Origin of the sequence: Burkholderia sp. B21-005 (assembly GCF_020843965.1) — a bacterium.
Taxonomy (GTDB): Bacteria; Pseudomonadota; Gammaproteobacteria; order Burkholderiales; family Burkholderiaceae; genus Burkholderia; species Burkholderia ambifaria.
On sequence record NZ_CP086302.1, the window covers coordinates 1,039,393 to 1,060,033 of the forward strand.

Here is a 20,641-nt window from a genome sequence, read left to right on the forward strand (position 1 = left end):
GCGCCGGCGCGCACCGCGCGCGGCCGTCGCCTCGTCAGTCCATCGCCGCGTGCGCGACGTCGACGCTCGCCGTTTTCTGCGGCGGGCGGATCAGCAGCAACAGCGGGATCATCAGCAGCGTCGCGACGAACATCAGCTTGAAGTCGTTCAGGTACGCGATCATCGTGGCCTGCTGGTTGATGGTGCGGTCGAGCAGCGCGATGTCGAGGTGGCTGCCGGCCATCGCCTGCACGGCCGGGTCGAACGGCGTGATGTGGGTCGCGAGGTCGGCATGCGCGACCTGCGTGTTGCGCGTCATCAGCGTCTGCACGATCGAGATTCCGATACTGCTGCCGATGTTGCGCATCAGGCTGTAGGTGGCCGTGCCGTCCGCGCGCAGCTCGGGCGTGAGCGTCGAGAACGACAGCGCGCTCAGCGGCACGAACACGAGCCCCAGCCCGAAGCCCTGGACCACCCCGGGCCACACGATGTCCGCCTCGGACAGCACGATCGTGTACTGCATCATCTGCCATAGCGCGAGTGCGGAAATCGCCAGCCCGGCGAACAGCAGCGCCCGCGCGTCCACGTATTTCAACAAGCGCCCGACGAACAGCATCGCGATCATCGTGCCCGCGCCGCTCGGCGCGGTGACGAGGCCCGTCGTCGCGACCGGATAGCCCATCAGGTTCTGCAGCATCGGCGGCAACAGCGCGCGCGTCGCATACAGCACCGCGCCGACGACGAAGATGAACAGCGTGCCGGTCGCGAAGTTCGGGTCGCGCAGCAGCTCCGACTTGAAGAACGACGCCTTGCCGACGGTTGCCGTATGCACGAGGAAGAACGCGAAGGCGAGGGCGGCGACCAGCGCCTCGATGCGGATTTCGTACGAGCCGAACCAGTCGAGCTGTTCGCCGCGGTCGAGCATCGCCTGGAACGCGCCGATCGCGAGCGCGAGCGTCGCGAAGCCGAACGCGTCGAATTTCACGTGCGGGCGCGGTGCCCGGGTGGGCAGGAAGGTCAGCACGCCGGCCAGCGCGAACGCGCCGATCGGCACGTTGATGAAGAACACCCAGCGCCAGTTGTAGCTGTCGGTGAGCCAGCCGCCGAGCGTCGGGCCGAGGATCGGGCCGACCATCACGCCCATCCCCCAGATCGCCATCGCCTGGCCCTGCTTCTCGCGCGGGTTGATGTCGAGCAGGATCGACTGCGACAGCGGTACCAGCGCGGCGCCGAACACCCCCTGCAGCAATCGTGCGCCGACGATCTGCACGAGCGACTCGGACAGCCCGCACAGCGCGGACGCAATCGTGAAGCCGGCGATCGAGAGCGTCAGCAGCCGCTTCATGCTGAGGCGGTCGGACAGCCAGCCGGTCAGCGGCGTCGCGATCGCCGCGGCGACGATGTAGGAGGTCAGCACCCAGGTGATCTCGTCCTGCGACGCGGACAGCGTGCCCTGCATGTGCGGCAGCGCGACGTTCGCGATCGTGCTGTCGAGCGTCTGGATCAGCGTGGCGAGCATGATCGACAGGGTCAGCATCGGCCGATTGAGGGCAGGCGGCGAGGCAGGGGTGTCGGCGGCGGCTGGATTCAAGCGGGTGTCTCCGTGGGGCGGTCGCCGTGGGCGGCGATCCGGTGCGACTCGAATTATAAGCATGCTCATTATATCCGTGCTTATCGCCCTGGATCGAGCCGCGGGTCAGTCGCGGCCTGCCCCTATAATCGCCGCATGGACAAGACTTACGAGAACCGGATCGGCTACCTGATCAGCGACGTGGCCCGCCTGCAAGGACGCCTGTTCGACCGGCGCGCGAAGCGCATCGGACTGACGCGCGCGCAAAGCCGCGTGCTCGCGTACCTGACGTGGAAGGGCGAGATGAATCAGGCGCGGCTCGCGGAATGGCTCGAGATCACGCCGATCTCGCTGACGCGGCTGCTCGACCGGATGGAAAGCTGCGGATGGATCGAACGGCTCGCCAACGACGACGACCGGCGCGCGTTCGTGATCCGGCTGACCGACAAGTCGCGCGACATCTTTCCGCAGATGCTGGAAGTGGGCGACACCGTCACCGACGACGGGCTGCGCGGCTTCACGCGCGACGAGCGCGACACGCTCGTGCGCCTGCTCGGGCGCGTGCGCCACAACCTGATCGACAGCGGCGGCGAATGACGCAGGCGCGTGCTCGGCCGCTGAATCGACCGGACACGGCGGAGCGTCGTTCGCGATGACGAGGTGGCTCGGCCTGGGCCGATTCCGTTTCAACCCCTCCGCGCCGGCCCGATCCGCTGGGCCGGTGCGCGGCGCTCAACGGCCCAGCGCCGCCAGCCCGAACGCCGCCAGATAAAGCCCCGCCCCGAACACCAGGTGCGTGACGATGCTGCGCCGGCGCGCGACGCCCGGCTGCGGCGTGCGCGATGCGGCGACGCCGAACCCGAACGCCGGCTGTATCACGAAGAACGGCGCGGCGACGCTGATGAGGCCCGCGACGAGTGCGGGCATGAGCGTCGGCGCACCGACCCATTCCTCGCCCGCGATCGCAACGGGCAGCCCCGCGAACGCGATGCCGATGGCGTAATGCGCGATCCAGCCGAACACGCGTTCGCCCGGCACGGGCGGCGCGGCGACGATCGACGCATGCCGGAACCGGCCGCGCATCATGTGGCCGAGCCAGCGGCCGACCAGCGCGTAGTCGAGCGACGGAATCCCGAATGCATTGCGACGCAGCAGCGCCCACAGGTCCGTCACGAGCGTCGCGCCCGCGCCGATCAGCAGGATGCGCACCAGGAAGTCGGGTGAGGTCATCGCGCGCCTGCGGGACGAAAGGTTGCGGCGGGGCGCGACGGGACACGAGTCGGTTTCGGCGGGTTCATGGCGGTCCAGCCTTGTGTCGAAGGAGTCGAGCGGCTATCTTGCAACTTCAAGTTAACTTGAGGTCAAGCATGAGCCGTCTGGATATCGCCGATGTCGCGCGTCGCTCGGGATTGCCCGCGTCGACGCTGCGTTACTACGAGGAAAAGGGATTGATCGTGTCGAACGGCCGTCTCGGGCTGCGGCGCCAGTACGACGAGTCGGTGCTGGAGCGCCTTGCGCTGATCGCGCTCGGCCGGGAGGCCGGTTTTGCGCTCGACGACATCCTCGCGATGTTCGGCGCGGACGGCCAGCCGGCGATCGATCGCGCGAAGCTCGACGACAAGGCCGGCGAGCTCGACCGCACGATCCGCCGTCTCGGCGCGGTGCGCGATGCGCTGCGGCATGCGGCCGCGTGTCCGGCGCCGAGTCATCTCGAGTGTCCGTCGTTCCGCAAGCTGCTGCGCATCGCCGCGCACCGTCATCCGGCGCGTCGCACGAAGACGGAAGGCGCGTAGAGGGTTCGGCTTGCCTGAGTAGGGTGCTCGAGTGTGCGATGGGGCGGGCATGCCGCGACGGCTAATGCCCCGAGCGCGTCATCCCGCGTAATAGACGCGGCATTCCATCTCGCGTCCGCGCACGATGCGCTTGCCGACGAGCGAACCGAACGTTTCGGTGACGACCGTGCGCTGGTGCTCGCATTGCAACGCATCGTAGAAATAGAGCGCGACCCAGTCCGCGGTGCGGCCGGCCTCGTGCGGGCGTGCGGGATACGGGCACAGTGCGGTGAAGTGCCAGCCGCCTTTCGTCATGTGCATCACGGGCGGCGACACGCTGACGTCCGCGTTCACGCGACGCGTCACGAGCATGGGCAGGATGCCGGCGGCGGCCTTGTTGCGGTACAGGCGGTCGATGTAAAGCAGCAGTTCGACCGGCGGTTCGGTGCCGAGGTCGGCGTCGCGCGCGTGGCCTTGCCAGCGCCGGCGGCGGCTCAGTACGTCGTCGAGCGCCGCGCGGATGCCGGCCGCGCGACGCGGGCCGACGCCCGAAATCGCGTCGAGCTGGCCGCTGCGGGCCGCGCGTTCGAGATCCTCGAGCGTATCGATGTGCAACTGGTCGTGAATCCGCAGCGCGAGCCCGTGGCCGATGCCCGGCACGGCTTCGAATGCGGACACGCGTTCCGCATCGCCGCGCAGCCGATCGAGCAGGCGCCAGCGCCCGGTCACCAGCCATTCGGCGATCGCCTGCGCGACGCCCGTGCCGACCTCCGGGAGCGCGCCGAGCGCATCGACACCGCCCGCGTTGAAGCGCGTGCGGATGCCGTCGTCGAGCGACTCGATCGTATCGGCTGACGCGCGGTAGGCGGCAACCCGGTAAGGATTCGCCCCCTGTTCGGCAAGCAGCTGCGCGGCTTCGCGCAGGCAGGCCGCGATTTGCCGGTTTTCCTCGTGCGTCTGGCTGACGGTCGTCTGCATGGTGCGGGACCTGGGGAAGCGCAAACGGAATGAACGGGACGCGCAACGCGCGGGCCACCGCTCATTTCAGCACATTGTCACGGCAAGCGACGAACAAAACTTGATGCGTGTCAATGGCAAACGTTGCACAGGCGGGAACCGCGCCGCGCGCGCGTTCGTGTCGGGATGGGGCACGAACGCGCGACCGGTTACGCGTCGAGGAACGACTGCGCGCCCTCGGCCTCCGCGGCCGTGCGCAGCGTGGCGAGCGCGCGCTTCTCGATCTGCCGCACGCGTTCGCGCGACATGCCCGCGTCCTGCGCGATCGCGTCGTAGGTGTCGGGCTCGGCGCCGCCGAGGCCGAACCGCCGGCGCAGCACGTCGGCTTCGGCCGGCGTGACCGAGCGCAGCAGCGACGTCACGCATTCGCGCATGCGCGTGTCCGCCAGGCGCTCGAACGGGCTCGCCGACGCCTGGTCCTCGATCAGGTCGACGAGGCCGGTCTCCGCGTCGGGCAGCGGCGTGTCGAGCGACAGCGGCTCGGCAGGCAGCGCGAGCACCGCGCGCAGCTTGCCCTCGGGGAGCCCGGTTTCGGCAACCAGTTCAGCCGGCGTCGCGCGGCGGCCCGTGCGTTGGCGGAACCGCAGCGCATGCCGCTGCACGCGCTGGTACTGATCGCCGACGTGCACGGGCACGCGGATCGTGCGTGAGCGGTCGGCCACCGCGCGCGCGACCGCCTGCCGGATCCACCAGGTCGCATAGGTCGAGAACTTGAAGCCGCGCCGGTATTCGAACTTCTCGATCGCGCGCATCAGGCCGAGGCAGCCGTCCTGCACGAGGTCGGGCAGGTCGACGCCGCGGTTCATGTACTTGCGTGCGATCGACAGCACGAGCCGCAGGTTCGCCTCCAGCATCGCGCGCGTACCGTCGCGTACCTTTTGCTGACCGTCGCTCAGCGCGGCGCCGAGCGCACGCCGCGCGACCGCGTCGAAGCACGCGGCGTCGGAGCCGGCGGCGGCGGTGTTGGCCGGCGCGGCGGCGAGCGCGCGCAGGACGCGGCTCGCATCGTCGACGGCCGGTGCAACCCACGCGAGCGAACCGAGCAGTGCGGCGAGGCGGTTGCGCGCGTCGCGGTATTCGGCCGAGCGGCAGCCTTGCGCGTGCAATGCGCCGCGCAGGGCCGCGACGGCGGCCTGCAGCGTGTCGTAGTGCGCGGGTGCCGGCGTGTCGCCTTCGCCGTCGCCGATGTCATCGCCTTCGTCTCCGGCCGCGCCGCTTACACCCGTTGCACCGTGGCGCGCGAGCAGCGTATCGACCGCCGCCGGATAGCCGGCGAGCGCGTGCAGGATCTGATGGCGGCCCGTTTCGATCTCGCGGGCGAGCACGATTTCGTCCTCGCGCTTGAGCAGCGGCACCGCATGAATGCGTCGCATATAGAGCGCGAGCGGATCGGTCGACGCGCTCGTGCCGCGGGCGAGATCGCCGAGCAGCGCGCGGCCCTCGTCGAGCGCATCGCGATCGACGTCGACCGGCGCCGCGCCCGCGAACGGCGCCGGCGCGGCCGGCTCGTCGAGCACGGCGATGCCGATGTCCGCGAGCGCGGCGCGCACGACGTCCAGCGCGTCAGGGCTGTCGCTTTCCGGCGGCAGCGCGTCGACGAGGTCGGCGTGCGTCAGATAACCCTGTTCGCCGGCAAGCGCCAGCAGCTGGATGATCGGATCGAGGGGCGTGTCCGCCCGAAGCGTGGGGCGTGGCGTAGTCATGTCGATGGCGGCGTGAACCGCGTTCCTGTTGGGCGGGCCGAGGTCCGCTGGTTTCAGGCCGCCGGGGGCCGCGAACACCCGTCCGCGCCGGCCGGCCTGACTGAATATCCAAGTGAGGGCATTTGCGCCAACTTCAACGCCGGCGCGCCAGACGCGCGAGCACGCGGCGTACCCGCGCGGTGCGACCCCTTCAATTGTGACGGCGAAACAAAAAGTAACCGATCAAACCCGCAGAAATATGCAGGGGACGTAAGCTAGAGTCAGGCGCGCGCCACGCGGCGACGCACGAATTCCTGCGGAGCTTCACATGACCCCGATTCCCGCCGCGAGGCCAGCCATCATCGGCCTGGCCATGATCGCGCTGAGTGGCTGCTATTACACGGGCCCTTACGGCTATGCACCGTATTACGCACCCGTGCCCGCTGTGGTGTCGCAGCGCGAGATCCCGGTGGCGCCGGCAAACGCCGGACCGGCCGCCTCGTCCCCATCCCCGGTGCTGGCCGTGCCGCCGCCGACGGACGATTATGCCTATGGCTACGCGCCGGCTCCAGTCTATGCGGCGCCGGCCTATGTGCCTTACCCGGGCTACTACCCCGCGTACTACCCGGGCTGGTACGGGCCGCCCGTCACGATCGGCTTCGGCTTCCGCGGGTATTGGGGCGGCGGCTACCGGGGCGGGTACTGGCGCCGTCCGTGGGGCGGCGGCCATTGGGGCGGGGGACACTGGGGCGGCGGACATCGACACTGACCGACGCGCGGCGGCACCGCGCGGGAGAGCAACATGAGCAACACCATCATCCGAAGTCTGTGCGTCATCCTGTTCGGCATCGCTGCCGTGCCGGGGATCGCCGACGCGCAAAGCAGCGCTTACACGAACTCGGGGGCCGAACTCTTTGCGGGGCCGGCGCCCGATTATCCGGTCGTCGCGCAACTTCCGCCCGGCACCGCGGTGGACGTGTTCGGCTGCCTGAGCGACTACTCGTGGTGCGACGTCGCGCTGCCGGGCGTGCGCGGCTGGATCGACGCGCAGCAACTCGACTACCCGTACCAGGGCAATTACGTGCCGCTGCTCGAATACGGCGCGATCATCGGCGTGCCGGTGACCGGGTTCGCGATCGGCGCGTACTGGGACCGCTATTACCGCCACCGGCCGTGGTTCCACGACCGCGATCGCTGGGAGCATCGTGCCGAGCCGCGCGTCGGCCCCGGCGGGATGCCGCCCGCCTACGGGCGCCCGCAGCCGGGCTGGCCGGTCCAGCACGAGCCGCGCGGCGCGCCGCCGGTGCAGCATGATGCACGGCCGTCGGCCACGCGCGGCGGCTGGAACGGCCCGAACCGCGCGCCGGCGCAGCAGGCCGCGCCCGCACCCGCGCCGATGCCCGGCGCGGCCGGTGCCCGTCAGCCGGCTCCGCCGCCGCCGCCCGCGCAGCCCGCACCGAGCGGTGGCGCGGGCCGGATGGTGCCTCCGACGCATCAGGGCGGCGGTGGTTACGGCGCTCGGCCGCAAGGTGGCGGAAACGGGGGCGGGGACCACGGCGGTGGCGGCGGCGGCGGGGGCAGCAGAGACGAGTTCCGGCGTTGATCGACTGAAGGCTCCGGTGCCGCGGCCCCCAGCCGGCGCCGGATAAAAAAAGCCGCTCCGGAGAGCGGCTTCTGGATCAGGCGGGCGGGCCGTTCGTGCGGCCCGCTACCCGGCGTCAGTCTTCCAGCAGCGACAGGTCGCGCACGGCACCCTTGTCGGCCGACATCACCAGCTTCGCATAGGCCTTCAGCGCCGCGGACACCTTGCGCGGACGCGGTTGCACCGGCTTCCAGCCCTTCGCGTTCTGCTCTTCGCGGCGACGCGCGAGTTCCTCGTCCGACACCAGCACGTCGATCGTGCGGTTCGGGATGTCGATGCGGATCTTGTCGCCGTCGCGCACGAGGCCGATCGCGCCGCCCGCTGCCGCTTCCGGCGAACAGTGACCGATCGACAGGCCCGACGTGCCGCCCGAGAAGCGGCCGTCCGTCAGCAGCGCGCATGCCTTGCCGAGGCCCTTCGACTTGATGTAGCTCGTCGGGTACAGCATTTCCTGCATGCCGGGGCCGCCCTTCGGGCCTTCGTAGCGCACGATCACCACGTCGCCGGCCTTGACCTTGTCGTTCAGGATGTTCTCGACCGCTTCGTCCTGCGATTCGGTGACGTGGGCCGAGCCCTCGAACACGAGGATGCTTTCGTCGACGCCGGCCGTCTTCACCACGCAGCCGTCGAGCGCGATGTTGCCGGTCAGCACGGCCAGGCCGCCTTCCTTCGAGAACGCATGCTCGTACGAGCGGATGCAGCCTTCGGCGCGGTCGAGGTCGAGGCTCGGCCAGCGCGTGTCCTGGCTGAACGCGACCTGCGTCGGGATCCCGGCCGGGCCGGCCTGGTAGAACGTGCGGACTGCCGCGTCGTCGGTGCGGACGATATCCCACTGGTCGAGCGCATCCTTCAGCGTCGGCGCGTGCACCGTCGGCACGTCGGTGTGCAGCTTGCCGGCGCGGTCGAGCTCGCCGAGGATCGCCATGATGCCGCCCGCGCGGTGCACGTCCTCGATGTGGTACTTGTTCGTGTTCGGCGCGACCTTGCACAGCTGCGGCACGATGCGCGACAGGCGATCGATGTCCTTCATCGTGAAGTCGATGCCGGCTTCCTGCGCGATCGCCAGCAGGTGCAGGATCGTGTTGGTCGAACCGCCCATCGCGATGTCGAGCGTCATGGCGTTCTCGAACGCCTTGAAGCCGACCGAGCGCGGCAGCGCGCGCATGTCGTCCTGCTCGTAGTGCTGGCGGGTCAGCTCGACGATGCGGCGGCCGGCGCGCTTGAACAGCTGCTCGCGATCGGCGTGCGTCGCGACGACCGTGCCGTTGCCGGGCAGCGACAGGCCGAGCGCTTCGGTCAGGCAGTTCATCGAGTTCGCGGTGAACATGCCCGAGCACGAACCGCAGGTCGGGCAGGCCGAGCGTTCGACTTCGGCGACGTCGGCATCCGAATACGCCGGGTCGGCCGCGATCACCATCGCGTCGACGAGGTCGAGCTTCTTCAGTTCGACGGTCTTGGTGACCGGGTTCGCGAGACGCGTCTTGCCGGCTTCCATCGGGCCGCCCGACACGAAGATCACCGGAATGTTGAGGCGCATCGCGGCCATCAGCATCCCCGGCGTGATCTTGTCGCAGTTCGAGATGCACACCATCGCGTCCGCGCAGTGCGCGTTCACCATGTATTCGACGGAGTCGGCGATGATGTCGCGGCTCGGCAGCGAATAGAGCATGCCGTCATGGCCCATCGCGATGCCGTCGTCGACCGCGATCGTGTTGAATTCCTTCGCGACGCCGCCGGCAGCTTCGATCTCGCGCGCGACGAGCTGGCCGAGATCCTTCAGGTGCACGTGCCCGGGCACGAACTGCGTGAACGAGTTGACGACCGCGATGATCGGCTTCGAGAAATCGTCGTCTTTCATGCCGGTGGCGCGCCACAGCGAGCGCGCACCTGCCATGTTGCGGCCGGCGGTGGAGGTTTTGGAACGGTATGTGGGCATTGTGATGGCTGAAGAAATATCGCGGAAAAGGGTGGAGGCACGGGAATGAAGGCCTCTCGCGCGCCCGTGCGAACAACCTCTTGAGCTGCGCCCTGGGCAAACTGGGCGATTATCCCACAGCCGCCGGGCGTGCGGCGCGGGCGGGAGCGGGCGAAGGGCGTGGGCGGTGCGCCGGGCAGGGCGCGCACCAGGGGCGCGGGGCTTTGCCGACGGAACCGTCGGCGGAACCGGGCGACGGAACCGGGCGACGGAACCGGGCGACGGAACCGGGCGACGGAATCGGGCGACGGAATCGGGCGGCGAACCGTGCGGTGGAACCAGGCGGCGGAACCAGGCAGCGGAATCGGGCAGCGGAACCAGGCAGCGGAATCGGGCAGCGGAACCAGGCGGCGGAACCAGGCGGACGAATCGGCGGCGGCTTCATCACCCGTTCTGCCGGCGATGAAGCTGCCGCCGAGCGACGCGATCGCGTCAGTCGAGCAGCGTCAGTCGAGCAGCGTCAGGATTTCGTCGTACAGCGCCTTCGGAATCCGCACGCCGTGCGCGATGCTGCGCGCGCGGGCGTCGAAGCGCCGCTGCGACGGCAGCCGCGCGCCTTGCCCGGTGATCGACGCGAACATCCGCTCGCCGCGCGCGAGGCCCGCGTCGAGTTCGTCGCCGAGGAACACCTTCGGGTCGAACGCGATCACGAGCTCGCCATGGCACGGCGTCGCGCCGACGCCTTCGTCGAAGTCCATCGACTCCCGGCTCGTCATGTCGCCGATCAGCGCGCCGCCGAGCAGCTCGACCATGGCCGCCAGCGCCGAGCCCTTGTGGCCGCCGAAGGTGCGCATCGCGCCCTGCAGCGCGGCCTTCGGATCGGTGGTCGGCTGGCCGTCGGCATCGATCGCCCAGTGCGGCGGGATCGCCTTGCCCTGTTTCGCGTGCAGCTCGATGTCGCCGCGCGCGATCGCGCTGGTCGCGAAGTCGAACACGAACGGCACGCCGTCCGGGCGCGGCCACGCGAACGCGATCGGGTTCGTGCCGAACACCGGTTCGCGGCCGCCCTCCGGCGCGACCCAGCTGTGGCTCGGGTTCATCGCGATGCCGACCAGGCCCTCGGTGGCGATCGCTTCGACCTCGGGCCACAGCGCCGAGAAGTGGTAGCAGTGGTTGATCGCCATCGCTGCGATCCCGTGCTGCTTCGCCATCTCGACGAGCACCGGCAGGCCGGTTTCGAAGCTGAGCAACGAGAAGCCGCGATGCGCGTCGACCGCGACGATCGACGACGACAGCCGGCGCAGCGTCGGCACGGCCTGCGGATCCACCTTGCCCTTCTTCAGCGAGCGCACGCAGACGAGCAGCCGGTACACGCCGTGCGAGTGGCACTCGTCGCGCTGGCCCTGCGTGATCACGTTCGCGATCGCCTGCGCGTGCGCAGCGGACATCCCGTTGTGCGTCAGCACCCGCAGCGCGAGTGCGTGGACCTCATCGAGCGACAGGACGACTTCGGCGAGCGGCTCAGACATCGCGCGCGTCCCGCGGCGCGGGCACGCCGTCGATGCGTTGCGGCACGTTCAGCGGGTTGCCGTTGCGGATGGCGTCGGGCAGCAGCGCGTCCGGCACGTCCTGGTACGACACGGGGCGCAGGAAACGCTCGATCGCGCGTGCACCGACCGACGTGGTGCGCGTGTCGGACGTGGCCGGGAACGGGCCGCCATGCACCATCGCGTGACCGACCTCGACACCCGTGCCGAAGCCGTTGACGAGAATGCGGCCGGCCTTGCGCTCCAGCGTCGGGCGCAGCGCGGCAAACAGCGCTGCGTCGCCGTCGGCGAGATGCGCGGCGATCGTCAGCTGGCCTTCGAGCGACTTCAGCACGCGATGCAGCGAGTCGGCATCCGGGCAGCGCACGATCAGCGATGCGGGGCCGAACACTTCGTCACGCAGTTCGGGGTGCGCGATGAACGCGTCCGCCGACGTCGCGAACAGCGCCGCGCGTGCCTGGTAGCGGCCGCCTTCCGCACCTTCCGCCAGCAGCTCGACCGCGTCGTGCGCGCGCAGGGCGGCCACGCCTTGCGCATAGCTCGCGTGGATGTGCGGCGTGAGCATTGTTTGCGCGGCGCTCGCTTGCACGGCGGAGGCCGCCGCGGCTTCGAACCCGCGCAGCGCGGGGCCGTCGACCGCGAGCACGAGGCCCGGGTTCGTGCAGAACTGGCCGGCGCCGAGCGCGAGCGACGCGGCGAACTGCGGCGCGATCGTGTCGTGGCGTGCGTCGAGCGCGGCCGGGAACAGCAGCACCGGATTGATCGAGCTCATTTCCGCATAGACCGGAATCGGCTCGTGGCGCGCGGCCGCGATGTTCATCAGCGCGACGCCGCCGCGGCGCGAGCCGGTGAAGCCGACGGCCTTGATGCGCGGATCGGCGACGAGCGCCTGGCCGATTTCGCGCGACGCGTCGAACAGCAGCGAGAACACGCCGGCCGGCAGCCCGCATTCGCGCACGGCCTGCTGGATCGCGCGGCCGACGAGCTCGGACGTGCCCGGATGCGCGGAGTGCGCCTTGACGATCACCGGGCAGCCGGCCGCGAGTGCCGAGGCGGTATCGCCGCCCGCGACCGAGAACGCGAGCGGGAAGTTCGACGCGCCGAACACGGCGACCGGCCCGATCGCGACGTTGCGCAGGCGCAGGTCGACCCGCGGCAGCGGCTTGCGGTCCGGCCTGGCCGGGTCGATGCGTGCGTCGACGTAACCGCCGTCGCGCACGAGCGACGCGAACAGCGCGAGCTGGCCGACCGTGCGGCCGCGTTCGCCTTCGATGCGTGCGCGCGGCAGGCCCGTTTCGGTGACGCAGCGCTCGATCAGGTCGTCGCCGAGCGCCATGATGGTGCGGCCGATCGCGTCGAGAAACGCGGCGCGTTGCTCGGGAGGCGTTTCGCGGTACGTATCGAACGCGTCGTCGGCGAGCGCGCAGGCTGTCTCCAGGTCGTGCAGGCTCGCGCCGCCGAACGCGGGGTCAAGCGGTTCGCCGGTGGCGGCGGCGATCGCGTGGAGGGGGCCGTTCTGTCCGGCGATGGCCGACTGGCCGATCAGGAGCTGACCTGTAAGTTGCATGGTTTTTCCTCGGAAAATGCGGGGCCGGGCGTGATGCGCCCGGCCGGAGTGGAAAGGGGAAAGCGGGGGGCGTCAGTCTTCGTCGTCTTCGAGCTGCAGCTTGTCGGAACGGATGCCGGTGTTGGCGCCCCAGTAGAAGATGACGAGCGCGACGGCCGCGACGACGACCGTGTCGTACGGATGCGCGAGCTGGCCCGTGCCGCCGAAGTCGCCGAAGTACGACAGCACGATCATGGCCGCGTAGAACGCGATCAGCCACGCGGACGAACGCACCTGCTCGGCGATGCTCAGGTGCGCGGTCGGCACCCAGCGGCGGCATGCGAGATAGATCACGAACATCACGATCTGCAGGCCGAGCAGCCAGGACACCGTGCCCCAGCCCGACCAGTAGACGATCAGCGCGGCGATCACGAACGACGCGGGGCCGGTGATGCCGAACGCCACCGCGCGGAACGGTCGCGGCAGGTCGGGCGCGGTGCGGCGCAGCGCGGCGACCGATACGGGCGCGACCGCGTAGCTCAGCACGAGCGCGGCCGACACGATGTTGATCAGCGCTTCCCACGACGGGAACGGCATCGTCCAGAAGATCGAGAGGCCGAACGTGAGCCACAGGCCCGCGCGCGGGATGCCCGACGCTTCGTCGACGCGCGTGAACACCTTGAAGAACGTGCCCGTCTTCGCCCAGCCGTAGACGACGCGCGGCGTCGCGTTCATGTAGATGTTGCCGCAGCCGCTCGGCGAGATCATCGCGTCGGCGACGACCATCACCGCGAGCCAGCCCACGCCGAGCGCAAGCGCGATGTCGCGGTACGGCAGCGAGAACGCCTTGCTCACGTCGTGCCAGCCGGCGGCGAGCATGTCGGTCGGGATGCTGCCGATGAACGCGAGTTGCAGCAGCACGTAGATCAGCGTCGACAGCAGGATCGACAGGATCAGCGCGATCGGAATCGTGCGCTGCGGATTGCGCACCTCGCTCGCGACCGACACGATCGGCGTGAGGCCGAGGTACGCGAAAATGATCCCGCCGGCCGACACGGCCATCTCGATGCCCGGCATGCCGAACGGCGCGAAGCCGTGCAGGGTCAGGTTGGCGGGCTTGAAGAACGTGAACAGCACCGCGATCACCGACAGCGGCACGATGAACTTGAAGATGCTGATGACGTTGTTCGCCTTCGCGAACGTCTTCACGCTCGAATAGTTCAGGTAAAAGAAGAAGCACAGCAGCCCGGCCTGCACGAGCCAGCCGAGCGTCGTCGGGTCGCTCGTGCCGGCCTTGGTGAGGCCGGGGAACCACGCGGCCGCGTACTGGCGCGCGGCGACCACTTCGATCGCGATCAGGCTCGAGAACGCGATCAGCGTGATGAAGCCCATCAGGTAGCCGAGCAGCGGGCCGTGCGAGAACACCGGGTAGCGGACCACGCCGCCCGCGCGCGGCAGCGCGGCGCCGAGCTCGCAATAGACGATGCCCAGCAGCAGCACCGAGAAGCCGCCGAGCAGCCACGAGAAGATGCCGGCCGGGCCGGCGATCGTCGAGACGTGACTCGCGGCGAACAGCCACCCCGAACCGAAGATCGCGCCGAGACCGATGAACGTCAGGTCGGTCAGCGACAGCTGTTTCTTGAACTTGCCGTGACCGCCGTCGGCGGGCACGGAACGGGAAAGCGGGACGGAAGGGTGTGTGTTGCCTTGGCCTGGCATGGGTTTGTCTCCTGGGAAATATCGGGGCAGGTGGGCTTGTGCCGCGCTCCGACGGAGCAGCGGCACACACCTGCCGGCCGGCGTGCGACCGGTTCGAACGACCGGGCGGGCCGACGGCCGTTCATGCGCGGCGCGGGCTGGCGCCGCGGCGAACGGACCTGTGCGGGCCATGCCGGACCGGAAGTGGCAATGCGATGGCGGGAAGCCGTTGCACCGCCGGGGGGAAGTCGCTCAGCGGTTCGCCCGGTTCTGTTCGGCGCGGTGCGCGGCGTCGAATGCGATGGAAGCGTCCGGTGCGAACCGGTTGCTGAGGACGGGGAAAACTTCGGTCCGCTGGATGGCGTTTCGGCTCACTGCAATCTCCTGCTTCGTATTGCTTCCTGTTGCTGCGTATCGCTTCATCTCGGCCGGCGACAGGCGCGTCGACGTGCAACCAGTATCGCCGTGCAAACACCCATCACGCTTGAGTCGTATCGCGGAGCAGAATGACGAAATCGGCACAGTGACCGGACGGGCTGCGGAAGGCGTTCCACACTGTGCCGATTTCGTCGCCGTCCTCATCGAAAAGCCACAAGCGGACGGACGCGCGACGGAGGAAGCTATGCTCCTTTCCCCACTTCGGACGGCTCATGATGAAGCGCATTCAGATCATCGATTCGCACACGGGCGGCGAACCCACGCGGCTCGTCGTGTCCGGCTTCCCCTCGCTCGGCAACGGCACGATGGCCGAGCGCCTCGACGTGCTCGCGCGCGAGCACGATCGCTACCGCACCGCGTGCATTCTCGAGCCGCGCGGCAGCGATGTGATGGTCGGCGCGCTGTTGTGCGAACCCGTGTCGCCGGAGGCTGCGGCCGGCGTGATCTTCTTCAACAACAGCGGCTACCTCGGGATGTGCGGGCACGGCACGATCGGCGTCGTGCGCACGCTGCATCACATGGGCCGCATCGAGCCGGGCGTGCACCGGATCGAAACGCCGGTCGGCACCGTCGAGGCGACGCTGCACGACGACCTTTCGGTCAGCGTGCGCAACGTGCTCGCGTATCGCCATGCGAAGGCCGTCGCCGTCGACGTGCCGGGCTACGGCGCCGTGAAGGGCGACATCGCGTGGGGCGGCAACTGGTTCTTCCTGATCAGCGATCACGGCCAGCGCGTGGCAGGCGACAACGTCGCGGCGCTGACCGCCTATTCGTCCGCCGTGCGCGAAGGGCTCGAGCGCGCGGGCATCACCGGCGCGAACGGCGGCGAGATCGACCATATCGAACTGTTCGCCGACGATTCCGAGCACGACAGCCGCAGCTTCGTGCTGTGCCCGGGCCATGCGTACGACCGTTCGCCGTGCGGCACCGGCACGAGCGCGAAGCTCGCCTGCCTCGCGGCCGACGGCAAGCTCGAACCGGGCGTCGTGTGGCGGCAGGCGAGCGTGATCGGCAGCGTGTTCCAGGCGAGCTATGCGCAGGCCGACGGCGGCATCGTGCCGACGATCCGCGGCAGTGCGCACCTCAGCGCGGAAGCGACGCTGCTGATCGAGGAAGACGATCCGTTCGGCTGGGGCATCGTGTCGTGAGCGAGGCCAGGACCGACGTCGTCGTGATCGGCGCTGGCATCGTCGGTGCCGCATGTGCACATGAACTCGCGCAGCGCGGGCTGCGCGTGCTCGTCGTCGACGACGCGAGCGGTGGCGCGACCGGCGCCGGCATGGGGCACCTCGTCGCGATGGACGACAACGCGGCCGAGCTCGCGCTGAGCCATTACTCGATCGCGCTGTGGCGCGCGCTGAGCGGAGAAATGCCGGAAGGCTGCGCGTACCGCAACTGCGGCACGCTGTGGCTCGCGGCCGATTCCAACGAGATGGACCTCGCGCGCACCAAGCAGGCGACGCTCGCCGCGCATGGCGTCGCGGGCGAGCTGATCGACGCGGCGACGCTCGCGCGGCTGGAGCCGATGCTGCGCGCGGGGCTCGGCGGCGCGCTGAAGATCCCGGGCGATGCGATTCTCTATGCGCCGGTCGCCGCGAGCTGGCTGTTGCAGCGCGCGCCGGGCATCACGTTGCGGCGCGACCGCGCGGTGGCGGTCGACGGCCCGAGCGTCACGCTCGCGAGCGGCGACACGCTGCGCGCGGAACGTGTCGTCGTCGCGAACGGCGTCGCCGCGCGCACGCTGTTGCCCGAATTGCCGCTGCGCCCGAAGAAGGGCCATCTGCTGATCACCGACCGCTACCCGGGCCAGGTGTCGCACCAGCTCGTCGAGCTCGGCTATGCGGCGAGCGCGCACGCGAGCGACGGCACGTCCGTCGCGTTCAACGTGCAACCGCGGCCGACCGGCCAGCTGCTGATCGGCTCGTCGCGCCAGTTCGACACGGAAGACGCGCGCATCGAGCCGCCGGTGCTCGCGCGCATGCTGCGCCGTGCGGCCGGCTACCTGCCGGATCTGGCCGACCTGAACGGGATTCGCGCATGGACGGGCTTTCGTTCCGCGAGTCCCGACGGCCTGCCGCTGCTCGGCGAACATCCTGCGCGCCCGGGCGTGTGGCTCGCGGTCGGGCACGAAGGGCTCGGCGTGACGACCGCGCCGGGCAGCGCGCGGATCGTCGCCGCGTTGATTACCGGCGAGCGGCCGCCGATCGATATCGAACCGTATTTGCCGGGACGTTTCCTGACGACGTCCCCCGTAGCCGGAGCGCTGACATGAAACGACCCCCACGCTCACTTCGTTCGCTTGGGGGGACGCAGTCCCCCCATCCCTCGAAGGCCGACTCCCGTACGTGCAGGGCGGCCCGGCGGAGGCTGACATGATCATTCATCTGGACGGCCGCGCGCTGACGGTGGCCGACGGTGCGACCGTCGCGGCTGCCGTCGCGGCGAGCGGCGACGACACGACGCGTGTGTCGTGCACGGGTGCGGCGCGCGCGCCGTTTTGCGGTATGGGCATCTGCCAGGAGTGCAGGATGACGATCGACGGCCGCCGTCGTCTGGCCTGCCAGACGCTGTGCCGCGACGGGATGCGGGTGGAGCGCACGCGATGAAACAGGAACGACTGAGCGTCGACGTCGCGATCGTCGGCGCGGGCCCGGCCGGGTTGTCGGCCGCGCGGGCCGCCGCACGAAGCGGCGCAACGGTCGCGATCGTCGACGACAACCCGCGCGCGGGCGGACAGATCTGGCGCCAGGCCGCCGCCGCGACGCCGGTGGCGGCCGCGGCGGAACGCCTCGCCGTGCTGCGGCAGCCGAACGTCACGCATCTCGCGGCCACGCGCATCGTCGCCGAAACGCAGCCGGGCACGCTGCTGCTCGAGGATGACGAGCGCGGCTTTCTGCTCGAATTCCGCACGCTGATCGTGTGCTGCGGCGCGCGTGAGTTGCTGCTGCCGTTCCCGGGCTGGACGCTGCCGGGTGTCACCGGCGCGGGCGGCCTGCAGGCGCTGATCAAGTACGGCCTCGACGTGCGCGGGCAGCGCACGGTGATCGCCGGCAGCGGCCCGCTGCTGCTCGCGAGCGCGGCGACGGCGCGACAGGCAGGCGCGCAGGTGTCGCACGTGCTCGAACAGGCGGCATGGGGCGACGTGGCCGGTTTCGGCGCAGGGCTGTGGCGCTGGCCGTCGAAACTCGCGCAGGCCGCGAAGCTCGTCACGGCCGCCTACCGGCCCAATGCCTACGTCGTCGAAGCATTCGGCGACAAGCGGCTGGAACGCGTGCGGATCCGGCAGGGCGCGCGCGAGTTCGACGTCGACTGCGACCGGCTCGCGTGCGGCTTCGGCCTCGTGCCGAACACCGTGCTGCCGAGCCATCTCGGTTGCCGGATCGAGAACGGCGCGGTCGTGGTCGACGCGCATCAGCGCACGAGCCGCGACGGGTATTTCGCCGCGGGCGAGTGCACGGGTGTCGGCGGCAGCGAACTGGCGATGGTCGAAGGCGAGATCGCCGGCTTCGCGGCCACCGGGCAGGTGGCGCCGCTGGCCGCGCTGGTGGCGCGGCGCGCACACTGGCAGGCGTTCGCGGACGCGGTGCGCGAGCGCTTCGCGATCCGCGAGCCGATCCGCCGGCTCGCGCGGCCCGATACGCTGCTGTGCCGTTGCGAGGACGTGCGCTTCGACGCGGTCGCGCCGGCGCCGGGCTGGACGGCCGCGAAGCTGCAGACGCGCTGCGGGATGGGTGCATGCCAGGGCCGCGTGTGCGGCGCGGCCGCGCAGGCATTGTTCGGCTGGACGCCGCCGGTGCCGCGCACGCCGCTCGTGCCCGCACGGGTCGGTACGCTGATGCTGGACGACACGGTGTCCTGCGACGGCGCCTGACTTGCCTTGGTGAGGCGACCCGGTTCGAGCCGGGCCGTCGGCGCCTTCTGAGGGAAGGCGTCGGGCGATGGTGCGAATCAAAAATATATAATTTGATATAATATTGATTCGTTAATCGTGTGCACCGCTCCCATGAACACCGATCCTTCCGCCGGGCTGCCCGAGCCCGACCAGATGCGCGCAGCCGCCGAATCGGCGTGCGCGCTGCTCAAGGTGCTGTCCAATCCAGACCGGTTGCTGCTGCTGTGCGAACTGTCGCAGGGCGAACGCTGCGTGAGCGATCTCGAGGCGCGGCTGGATATTCGCCAGCCGACGCTGTCGCAGCAGCTCGGCGTGTTGCGGGACAACGCGCTCGTCCGCACGCGCCGCGAAGGCAAGAACATCCACTATTCGCTCGACAGCCCGGCCGCGATCGCGGTGATGGGCGTGTTGTACGAACAGTTCTGCGGCCCGGCCGCGAAGGGGAAGCGCGATGCAGCTTGATGCGCTTCATTTCACGCCCTGGCTGTCGCTTGCCGGCGGCGTGCTGATCGGGCTGGCGGCCGCATGGCTCGTCGCGTTCAACGGACGGATCGCCGGGATCAGCGGCATCGTCGGCGGCCTGTTCACGGCCGGTGCCGCGGAGCGCGACTGGCGTGCGGCATTCGTCGCCGGGCTGATCGCCGCGCCGCTGATGATGCGCATCGCCGGTGCCGCCGTGACGCCGCAGGTCGATGCAGGCTGGGGCGAGTTGCTGGCGGCCGGCCTGCTGGTCGGGATCGGCACGCGCTATGCGGGCGGATGCACGAGCGGTCACGGGGTCTGCGGGGTGTCGCGCGGCGCGACGCGCTCGATCGTCGCGACGGCGGTGTTCATGGTCGCCGGCTTCGCGACCGTATTCGTGCGCCGGCACGTGCTCGGAGGCTGACATGCAGGCAGGATTCGCGTTTCTGGCGGGGCTGTTGTTCAGCGTCGGCCTCATCGTGTCGGGGATGGCCAACCCGCGGAAGGTGCTCGGTTTTCTCGACCTGGCCGGCCGTTGGGATCCGTCGCTCGCGTTCGTGATGGCCGGCGCGATCGGCGTCGCCGTGTTCGCGTTCGCCTGGGCGAAGCGCCGCACGCGGTCGTGGCTCGGGCTGCCGATCCAGTGGCCGGCTGCCCGGACGATCACCGTGCGGCTCGTCGCCGGGAGTGCCGTGTTCGGCATCGGCTGGGGGCTTGCGGGGTTCTGCCCGGGGCCGGCGCTCGTGTCGATCGGTCTGGGCTCGGTCAAGGGCATTGCGTTCGTCGTCGCGATGCTGGTCGGGATGGCATTGTTCGAATGGATCGAGCGTGCGCGGAAGGTGCGGTAGCCGGCGATCTCGGCCCGGCTGAATCGCTCCGGCGCGGCGAGGACGCTGGACGTGATCACGCTCGCGCCGGATGAGGCGATACGGTGGTTGCATGACGATACCGGCGGCAGCGCGAGCCATCGCGTCAGGGCTGTTCGCGCACATGCTGCCCGCCGAATGGCCACGCGGCCACCCGGTGCAGCCACGCGCGCCACGCGGCGAACGCCCCGGCCCGGGCCGCGGGTTCCGCAAGGGTCGCGTCGACCGGCGCGGCACCGCTGGCCGTCAACGTCGCGTGACCGGCCGCTTCAATCGTCAGGCATTCGCCTTCGTCGAGCACCCGGCGGACGTATTGCGGCGCATCAGGCAGCCAGTCGAGCCCGCCGTGGCGCAACGTGACCGCGAGCGCGCCGTCGAGCACGTTGACCTGGCTGCCCTTGTCGAACCACGCAAAGTGGCTTTGCCCGGCGTCGAGCCGGATGTCTTGTGTTCGCATGGCGAGTCCCTTTCCCGGTTGCGCAGCCCCGCGACGGCGGGGCGACAGCGTGCAATCAGGTTAGGGAAACGCGCGCGGGCCGGACAGATTCAGGGGACGGGAATCTGTTACGGTGCAGGCGGCGAATTTGGCCCGCTGTATCGGTGGGTTTTCCCCGA

The 20,641-nt window shown here is 69.9% G+C and carries 20 protein-coding genes; 11 read left to right on the plus strand and 9 right to left on the minus strand.

All coding sequences use genetic code 11. The features are described 5' to 3' along the window. Positions 1-34: 34 nt before the first annotated feature. A complete protein-coding gene (locus LMA02_RS21025) occupies positions 35-1,570 on the minus strand; it encodes an MDR family MFS transporter (RefSeq protein WP_228909661.1) in 1,536 nt (511 codons plus the stop codon). 135 nt (positions 1,571-1,705) lie between these two features. Between LMA02_RS21025 and LMA02_RS21030 the strand changes: the two genes are divergently transcribed. Further along, positions 1,706-2,146 (plus strand): MarR family winged helix-turn-helix transcriptional regulator, encoded by a 441-nt coding sequence (locus LMA02_RS21030; RefSeq protein ID WP_228909662.1) that lies wholly within the window; start codon positions 1,706-1,708, stop codon positions 2,144-2,146. A gap of 135 nt (positions 2,147-2,281) precedes the next feature. Here LMA02_RS21030 and LMA02_RS21035 read toward each other — a convergent pair whose 3' ends face one another. After that, entirely contained in the window at positions 2,282-2,779 is a 498-nt protein-coding gene (locus LMA02_RS21035; RefSeq protein ID WP_228909663.1) for a DUF2938 domain-containing protein, read from the minus strand. A gap of 137 nt (positions 2,780-2,916) precedes the next feature. Here LMA02_RS21035 and LMA02_RS21040 point away from each other — a divergent pair, with 137 nt between their 5' ends. Further along, positions 2,917-3,342, plus strand: coding sequence for a helix-turn-helix domain-containing protein (locus LMA02_RS21040; RefSeq protein ID WP_228909664.1), 426 nt, complete (start codon positions 2,917-2,919; stop codon positions 3,340-3,342). A 78-nt stretch (positions 3,343-3,420) separates the two neighbouring features. On the opposite strand, the gene LMA02_RS21045 is transcribed toward LMA02_RS21040, so the two are convergent. Further along, the gene (locus tag LMA02_RS21045) at positions 3,421-4,299 is read right to left on the minus strand and encodes a helix-hairpin-helix domain-containing protein (RefSeq protein ID WP_228909665.1); all 879 of its coding nucleotides are present in this window, start codon (positions 4,297-4,299) and stop codon (positions 3,421-3,423) included. 188 nt (positions 4,300-4,487) lie between these two features. After that, positions 4,488-6,041, minus strand: coding sequence for a sigma-70 family RNA polymerase sigma factor (locus LMA02_RS21050; protein ID WP_228909666.1), 1,554 nt, complete (start codon positions 6,039-6,041; stop codon positions 4,488-4,490). A gap of 307 nt (positions 6,042-6,348) precedes the next feature. Between LMA02_RS21050 and LMA02_RS21055 the strand changes: the two genes are divergently transcribed. Together LMA02_RS21055 and LMA02_RS21060 are read left to right on the plus strand one after the other, a co-directional pair. Beyond that, a complete protein-coding gene (locus LMA02_RS21055; protein WP_228909667.1) occupies positions 6,349-6,789 on the plus strand; it encodes a hypothetical protein in 441 nt (146 codons plus the stop codon). A 33-nt stretch (positions 6,790-6,822) separates the two neighbouring features. After that, positions 6,823-7,623, plus strand: coding sequence for an SH3 domain-containing protein (locus LMA02_RS21060; protein WP_228909668.1), 801 nt, complete (start codon positions 6,823-6,825; stop codon positions 7,621-7,623). Positions 7,624-7,738: 115 nt separating this feature from the next. Here LMA02_RS21060 and ilvD read toward each other — a convergent pair whose 3' ends face one another. The 4 genes from ilvD to LMA02_RS21080 form a co-directional block, all read right to left on the minus strand. Beyond that, entirely contained in the window at positions 7,739-9,598 is a 1,860-nt protein-coding gene (gene ilvD, locus LMA02_RS21065) for a dihydroxy-acid dehydratase (protein WP_166724499.1), read from the minus strand. A gap of 485 nt (positions 9,599-10,083) precedes the next feature. Beyond that, positions 10,084-11,106 (minus strand): Ldh family oxidoreductase, encoded by a 1,023-nt coding sequence (locus LMA02_RS21070; protein ID WP_228909669.1) that lies wholly within the window; start codon positions 11,104-11,106, stop codon positions 10,084-10,086. Further along, positions 11,099-12,691 (minus strand): aldehyde dehydrogenase (NADP(+)), encoded by a 1,593-nt coding sequence (locus tag LMA02_RS21075; RefSeq protein WP_228909670.1) that lies wholly within the window; start codon positions 12,689-12,691, stop codon positions 11,099-11,101. The genes LMA02_RS21070 and LMA02_RS21075 overlap by 8 nt, the downstream gene beginning before the upstream one ends. Before the next feature lie 72 nt (positions 12,692-12,763). Beyond that, entirely contained in the window at positions 12,764-14,389 is a 1,626-nt protein-coding gene (locus LMA02_RS21080; protein ID WP_228909671.1) for an APC family permease, read from the minus strand. Between the two features lie 632 nt (positions 14,390-15,021). Between LMA02_RS21080 and LMA02_RS21085 the strand changes: the two genes are divergently transcribed. From LMA02_RS21085 to LMA02_RS21115, 7 genes are all read left to right on the plus strand, one after another. Then, entirely contained in the window at positions 15,022-15,954 is a 933-nt protein-coding gene (locus LMA02_RS21085) for a 4-hydroxyproline epimerase (protein ID WP_228910069.1), read from the plus strand. Continuing rightward, a complete protein-coding gene (locus LMA02_RS21090; RefSeq protein ID WP_228909672.1) occupies positions 15,951-17,078 on the plus strand; it encodes an NAD(P)/FAD-dependent oxidoreductase in 1,128 nt (375 codons plus the stop codon). Before LMA02_RS21085 ends, LMA02_RS21090 begins: the two co-directional genes overlap by 4 nt. Before the next feature lie 100 nt (positions 17,079-17,178). After that, positions 17,179-17,412 (plus strand): 2Fe-2S iron-sulfur cluster-binding protein, encoded by a 234-nt coding sequence (locus LMA02_RS21095; protein ID WP_011658575.1) that lies wholly within the window; start codon positions 17,179-17,181, stop codon positions 17,410-17,412. Then, positions 17,409-18,677 carry an NAD(P)/FAD-dependent oxidoreductase gene (locus LMA02_RS21100; protein ID WP_228909673.1) on the plus strand — a complete coding sequence of 423 codons (1,269 nt, stop codon included), beginning with the start codon at positions 17,409-17,411 and terminating at the stop codon, positions 18,675-18,677. Before LMA02_RS21095 ends, LMA02_RS21100 begins: the two co-directional genes overlap by 4 nt. Positions 18,678-18,809: 132 nt before the next feature. Further along, a complete protein-coding gene (locus LMA02_RS21105) occupies positions 18,810-19,160 on the plus strand; it encodes an ArsR/SmtB family transcription factor (protein WP_228909674.1) in 351 nt (116 codons plus the stop codon). Continuing rightward, on the plus strand, positions 19,150-19,584 hold the full coding sequence (locus LMA02_RS21110) for a YeeE/YedE family protein (protein ID WP_228909675.1): 435 nt from the start codon (positions 19,150-19,152) through the stop codon (positions 19,582-19,584). The genes LMA02_RS21105 and LMA02_RS21110 overlap by 11 nt, the downstream gene beginning before the upstream one ends. Before the next feature lies 1 nt (position 19,585). Continuing rightward, positions 19,586-20,008, plus strand: a complete 423-nt coding sequence (locus tag LMA02_RS21115; RefSeq protein WP_228909676.1) for a DUF6691 family protein — start codon at positions 19,586-19,588, stop codon at positions 20,006-20,008. 124 nt (positions 20,009-20,132) lie between these two features. Here the strand turns inward: LMA02_RS21115 and LMA02_RS21120 are convergent, their stop codons facing one another. Beyond that, positions 20,133-20,483 carry a hypothetical protein gene (locus tag LMA02_RS21120; protein ID WP_228909677.1) on the minus strand — a complete coding sequence of 117 codons (351 nt, stop codon included), beginning with the start codon at positions 20,481-20,483 and terminating at the stop codon, positions 20,133-20,135. Positions 20,484-20,641 lie beyond the last annotated feature (158 nt).

What these genes read in the sequence shown, in the direction of transcription:
- LMA02_RS21030 (WP_228909662.1), top strand. Translation starts at nt 1,706, where the DNA reads ATGGACAAGACTTACGAGAACCGGATCGGCTACCTGATCAGCGACGTG.
- LMA02_RS21035 (WP_228909663.1), bottom strand. Translation starts at nt 2,779, where the DNA reads ATGACCTCACCCGACTTCCTGGTGCGCATCCTGCTGATCGGCGCGGGC.
- LMA02_RS21040 (WP_228909664.1), top strand. Translation starts at nt 2,917, where the DNA reads ATGAGCCGTCTGGATATCGCCGATGTCGCGCGTCGCTCGGGATTGCCC.
- LMA02_RS21045 (WP_228909665.1), bottom strand. Translation starts at nt 4,299, where the DNA reads ATGCAGACGACCGTCAGCCAGACGCACGAGGAAAACCGGCAAATCGCG.
- LMA02_RS21050 (WP_228909666.1), bottom strand. Translation starts at nt 6,041, where the DNA reads ATGACTACGCCACGCCCCACGCTTCGGGCGGACACGCCCCTCGATCCG.
- LMA02_RS21055 (WP_228909667.1), top strand. Translation starts at nt 6,349, where the DNA reads ATGACCCCGATTCCCGCCGCGAGGCCAGCCATCATCGGCCTGGCCATG.
- LMA02_RS21060 (WP_228909668.1), top strand. Translation starts at nt 6,823, where the DNA reads ATGAGCAACACCATCATCCGAAGTCTGTGCGTCATCCTGTTCGGCATC.
- ilvD (WP_166724499.1), bottom strand. Translation starts at nt 9,598, where the DNA reads ATGCCCACATACCGTTCCAAAACCTCCACCGCCGGCCGCAACATGGCA.
- LMA02_RS21070 (WP_228909669.1), bottom strand. Translation starts at nt 11,106, where the DNA reads ATGTCTGAGCCGCTCGCCGAAGTCGTCCTGTCGCTCGATGAGGTCCAC.
- LMA02_RS21075 (WP_228909670.1), bottom strand. Translation starts at nt 12,691, where the DNA reads ATGCAACTTACAGGTCAGCTCCTGATCGGCCAGTCGGCCATCGCCGGA.
- LMA02_RS21080 (WP_228909671.1), bottom strand. Translation starts at nt 14,389, where the DNA reads ATGCCAGGCCAAGGCAACACACACCCTTCCGTCCCGCTTTCCCGTTCC.
- LMA02_RS21085 (WP_228910069.1), top strand. Translation starts at nt 15,022, where the DNA reads ATGAAGCGCATTCAGATCATCGATTCGCACACGGGCGGCGAACCCACG.
- LMA02_RS21095 (WP_011658575.1), top strand. Translation starts at nt 17,179, where the DNA reads ATGATCATTCATCTGGACGGCCGCGCGCTGACGGTGGCCGACGGTGCG.
- LMA02_RS21100 (WP_228909673.1), top strand. Translation starts at nt 17,409, where the DNA reads ATGAAACAGGAACGACTGAGCGTCGACGTCGCGATCGTCGGCGCGGGC.
- LMA02_RS21105 (WP_228909674.1), top strand. Translation starts at nt 18,810, where the DNA reads ATGAACACCGATCCTTCCGCCGGGCTGCCCGAGCCCGACCAGATGCGC.
- LMA02_RS21110 (WP_228909675.1), top strand. Translation starts at nt 19,150, where the DNA reads ATGCAGCTTGATGCGCTTCATTTCACGCCCTGGCTGTCGCTTGCCGGC.
- LMA02_RS21115 (WP_228909676.1), top strand. Translation starts at nt 19,586, where the DNA reads ATGCAGGCAGGATTCGCGTTTCTGGCGGGGCTGTTGTTCAGCGTCGGC.
- LMA02_RS21120 (WP_228909677.1), bottom strand. Translation starts at nt 20,483, where the DNA reads ATGCGAACACAAGACATCCGGCTCGACGCCGGGCAAAGCCACTTTGCG.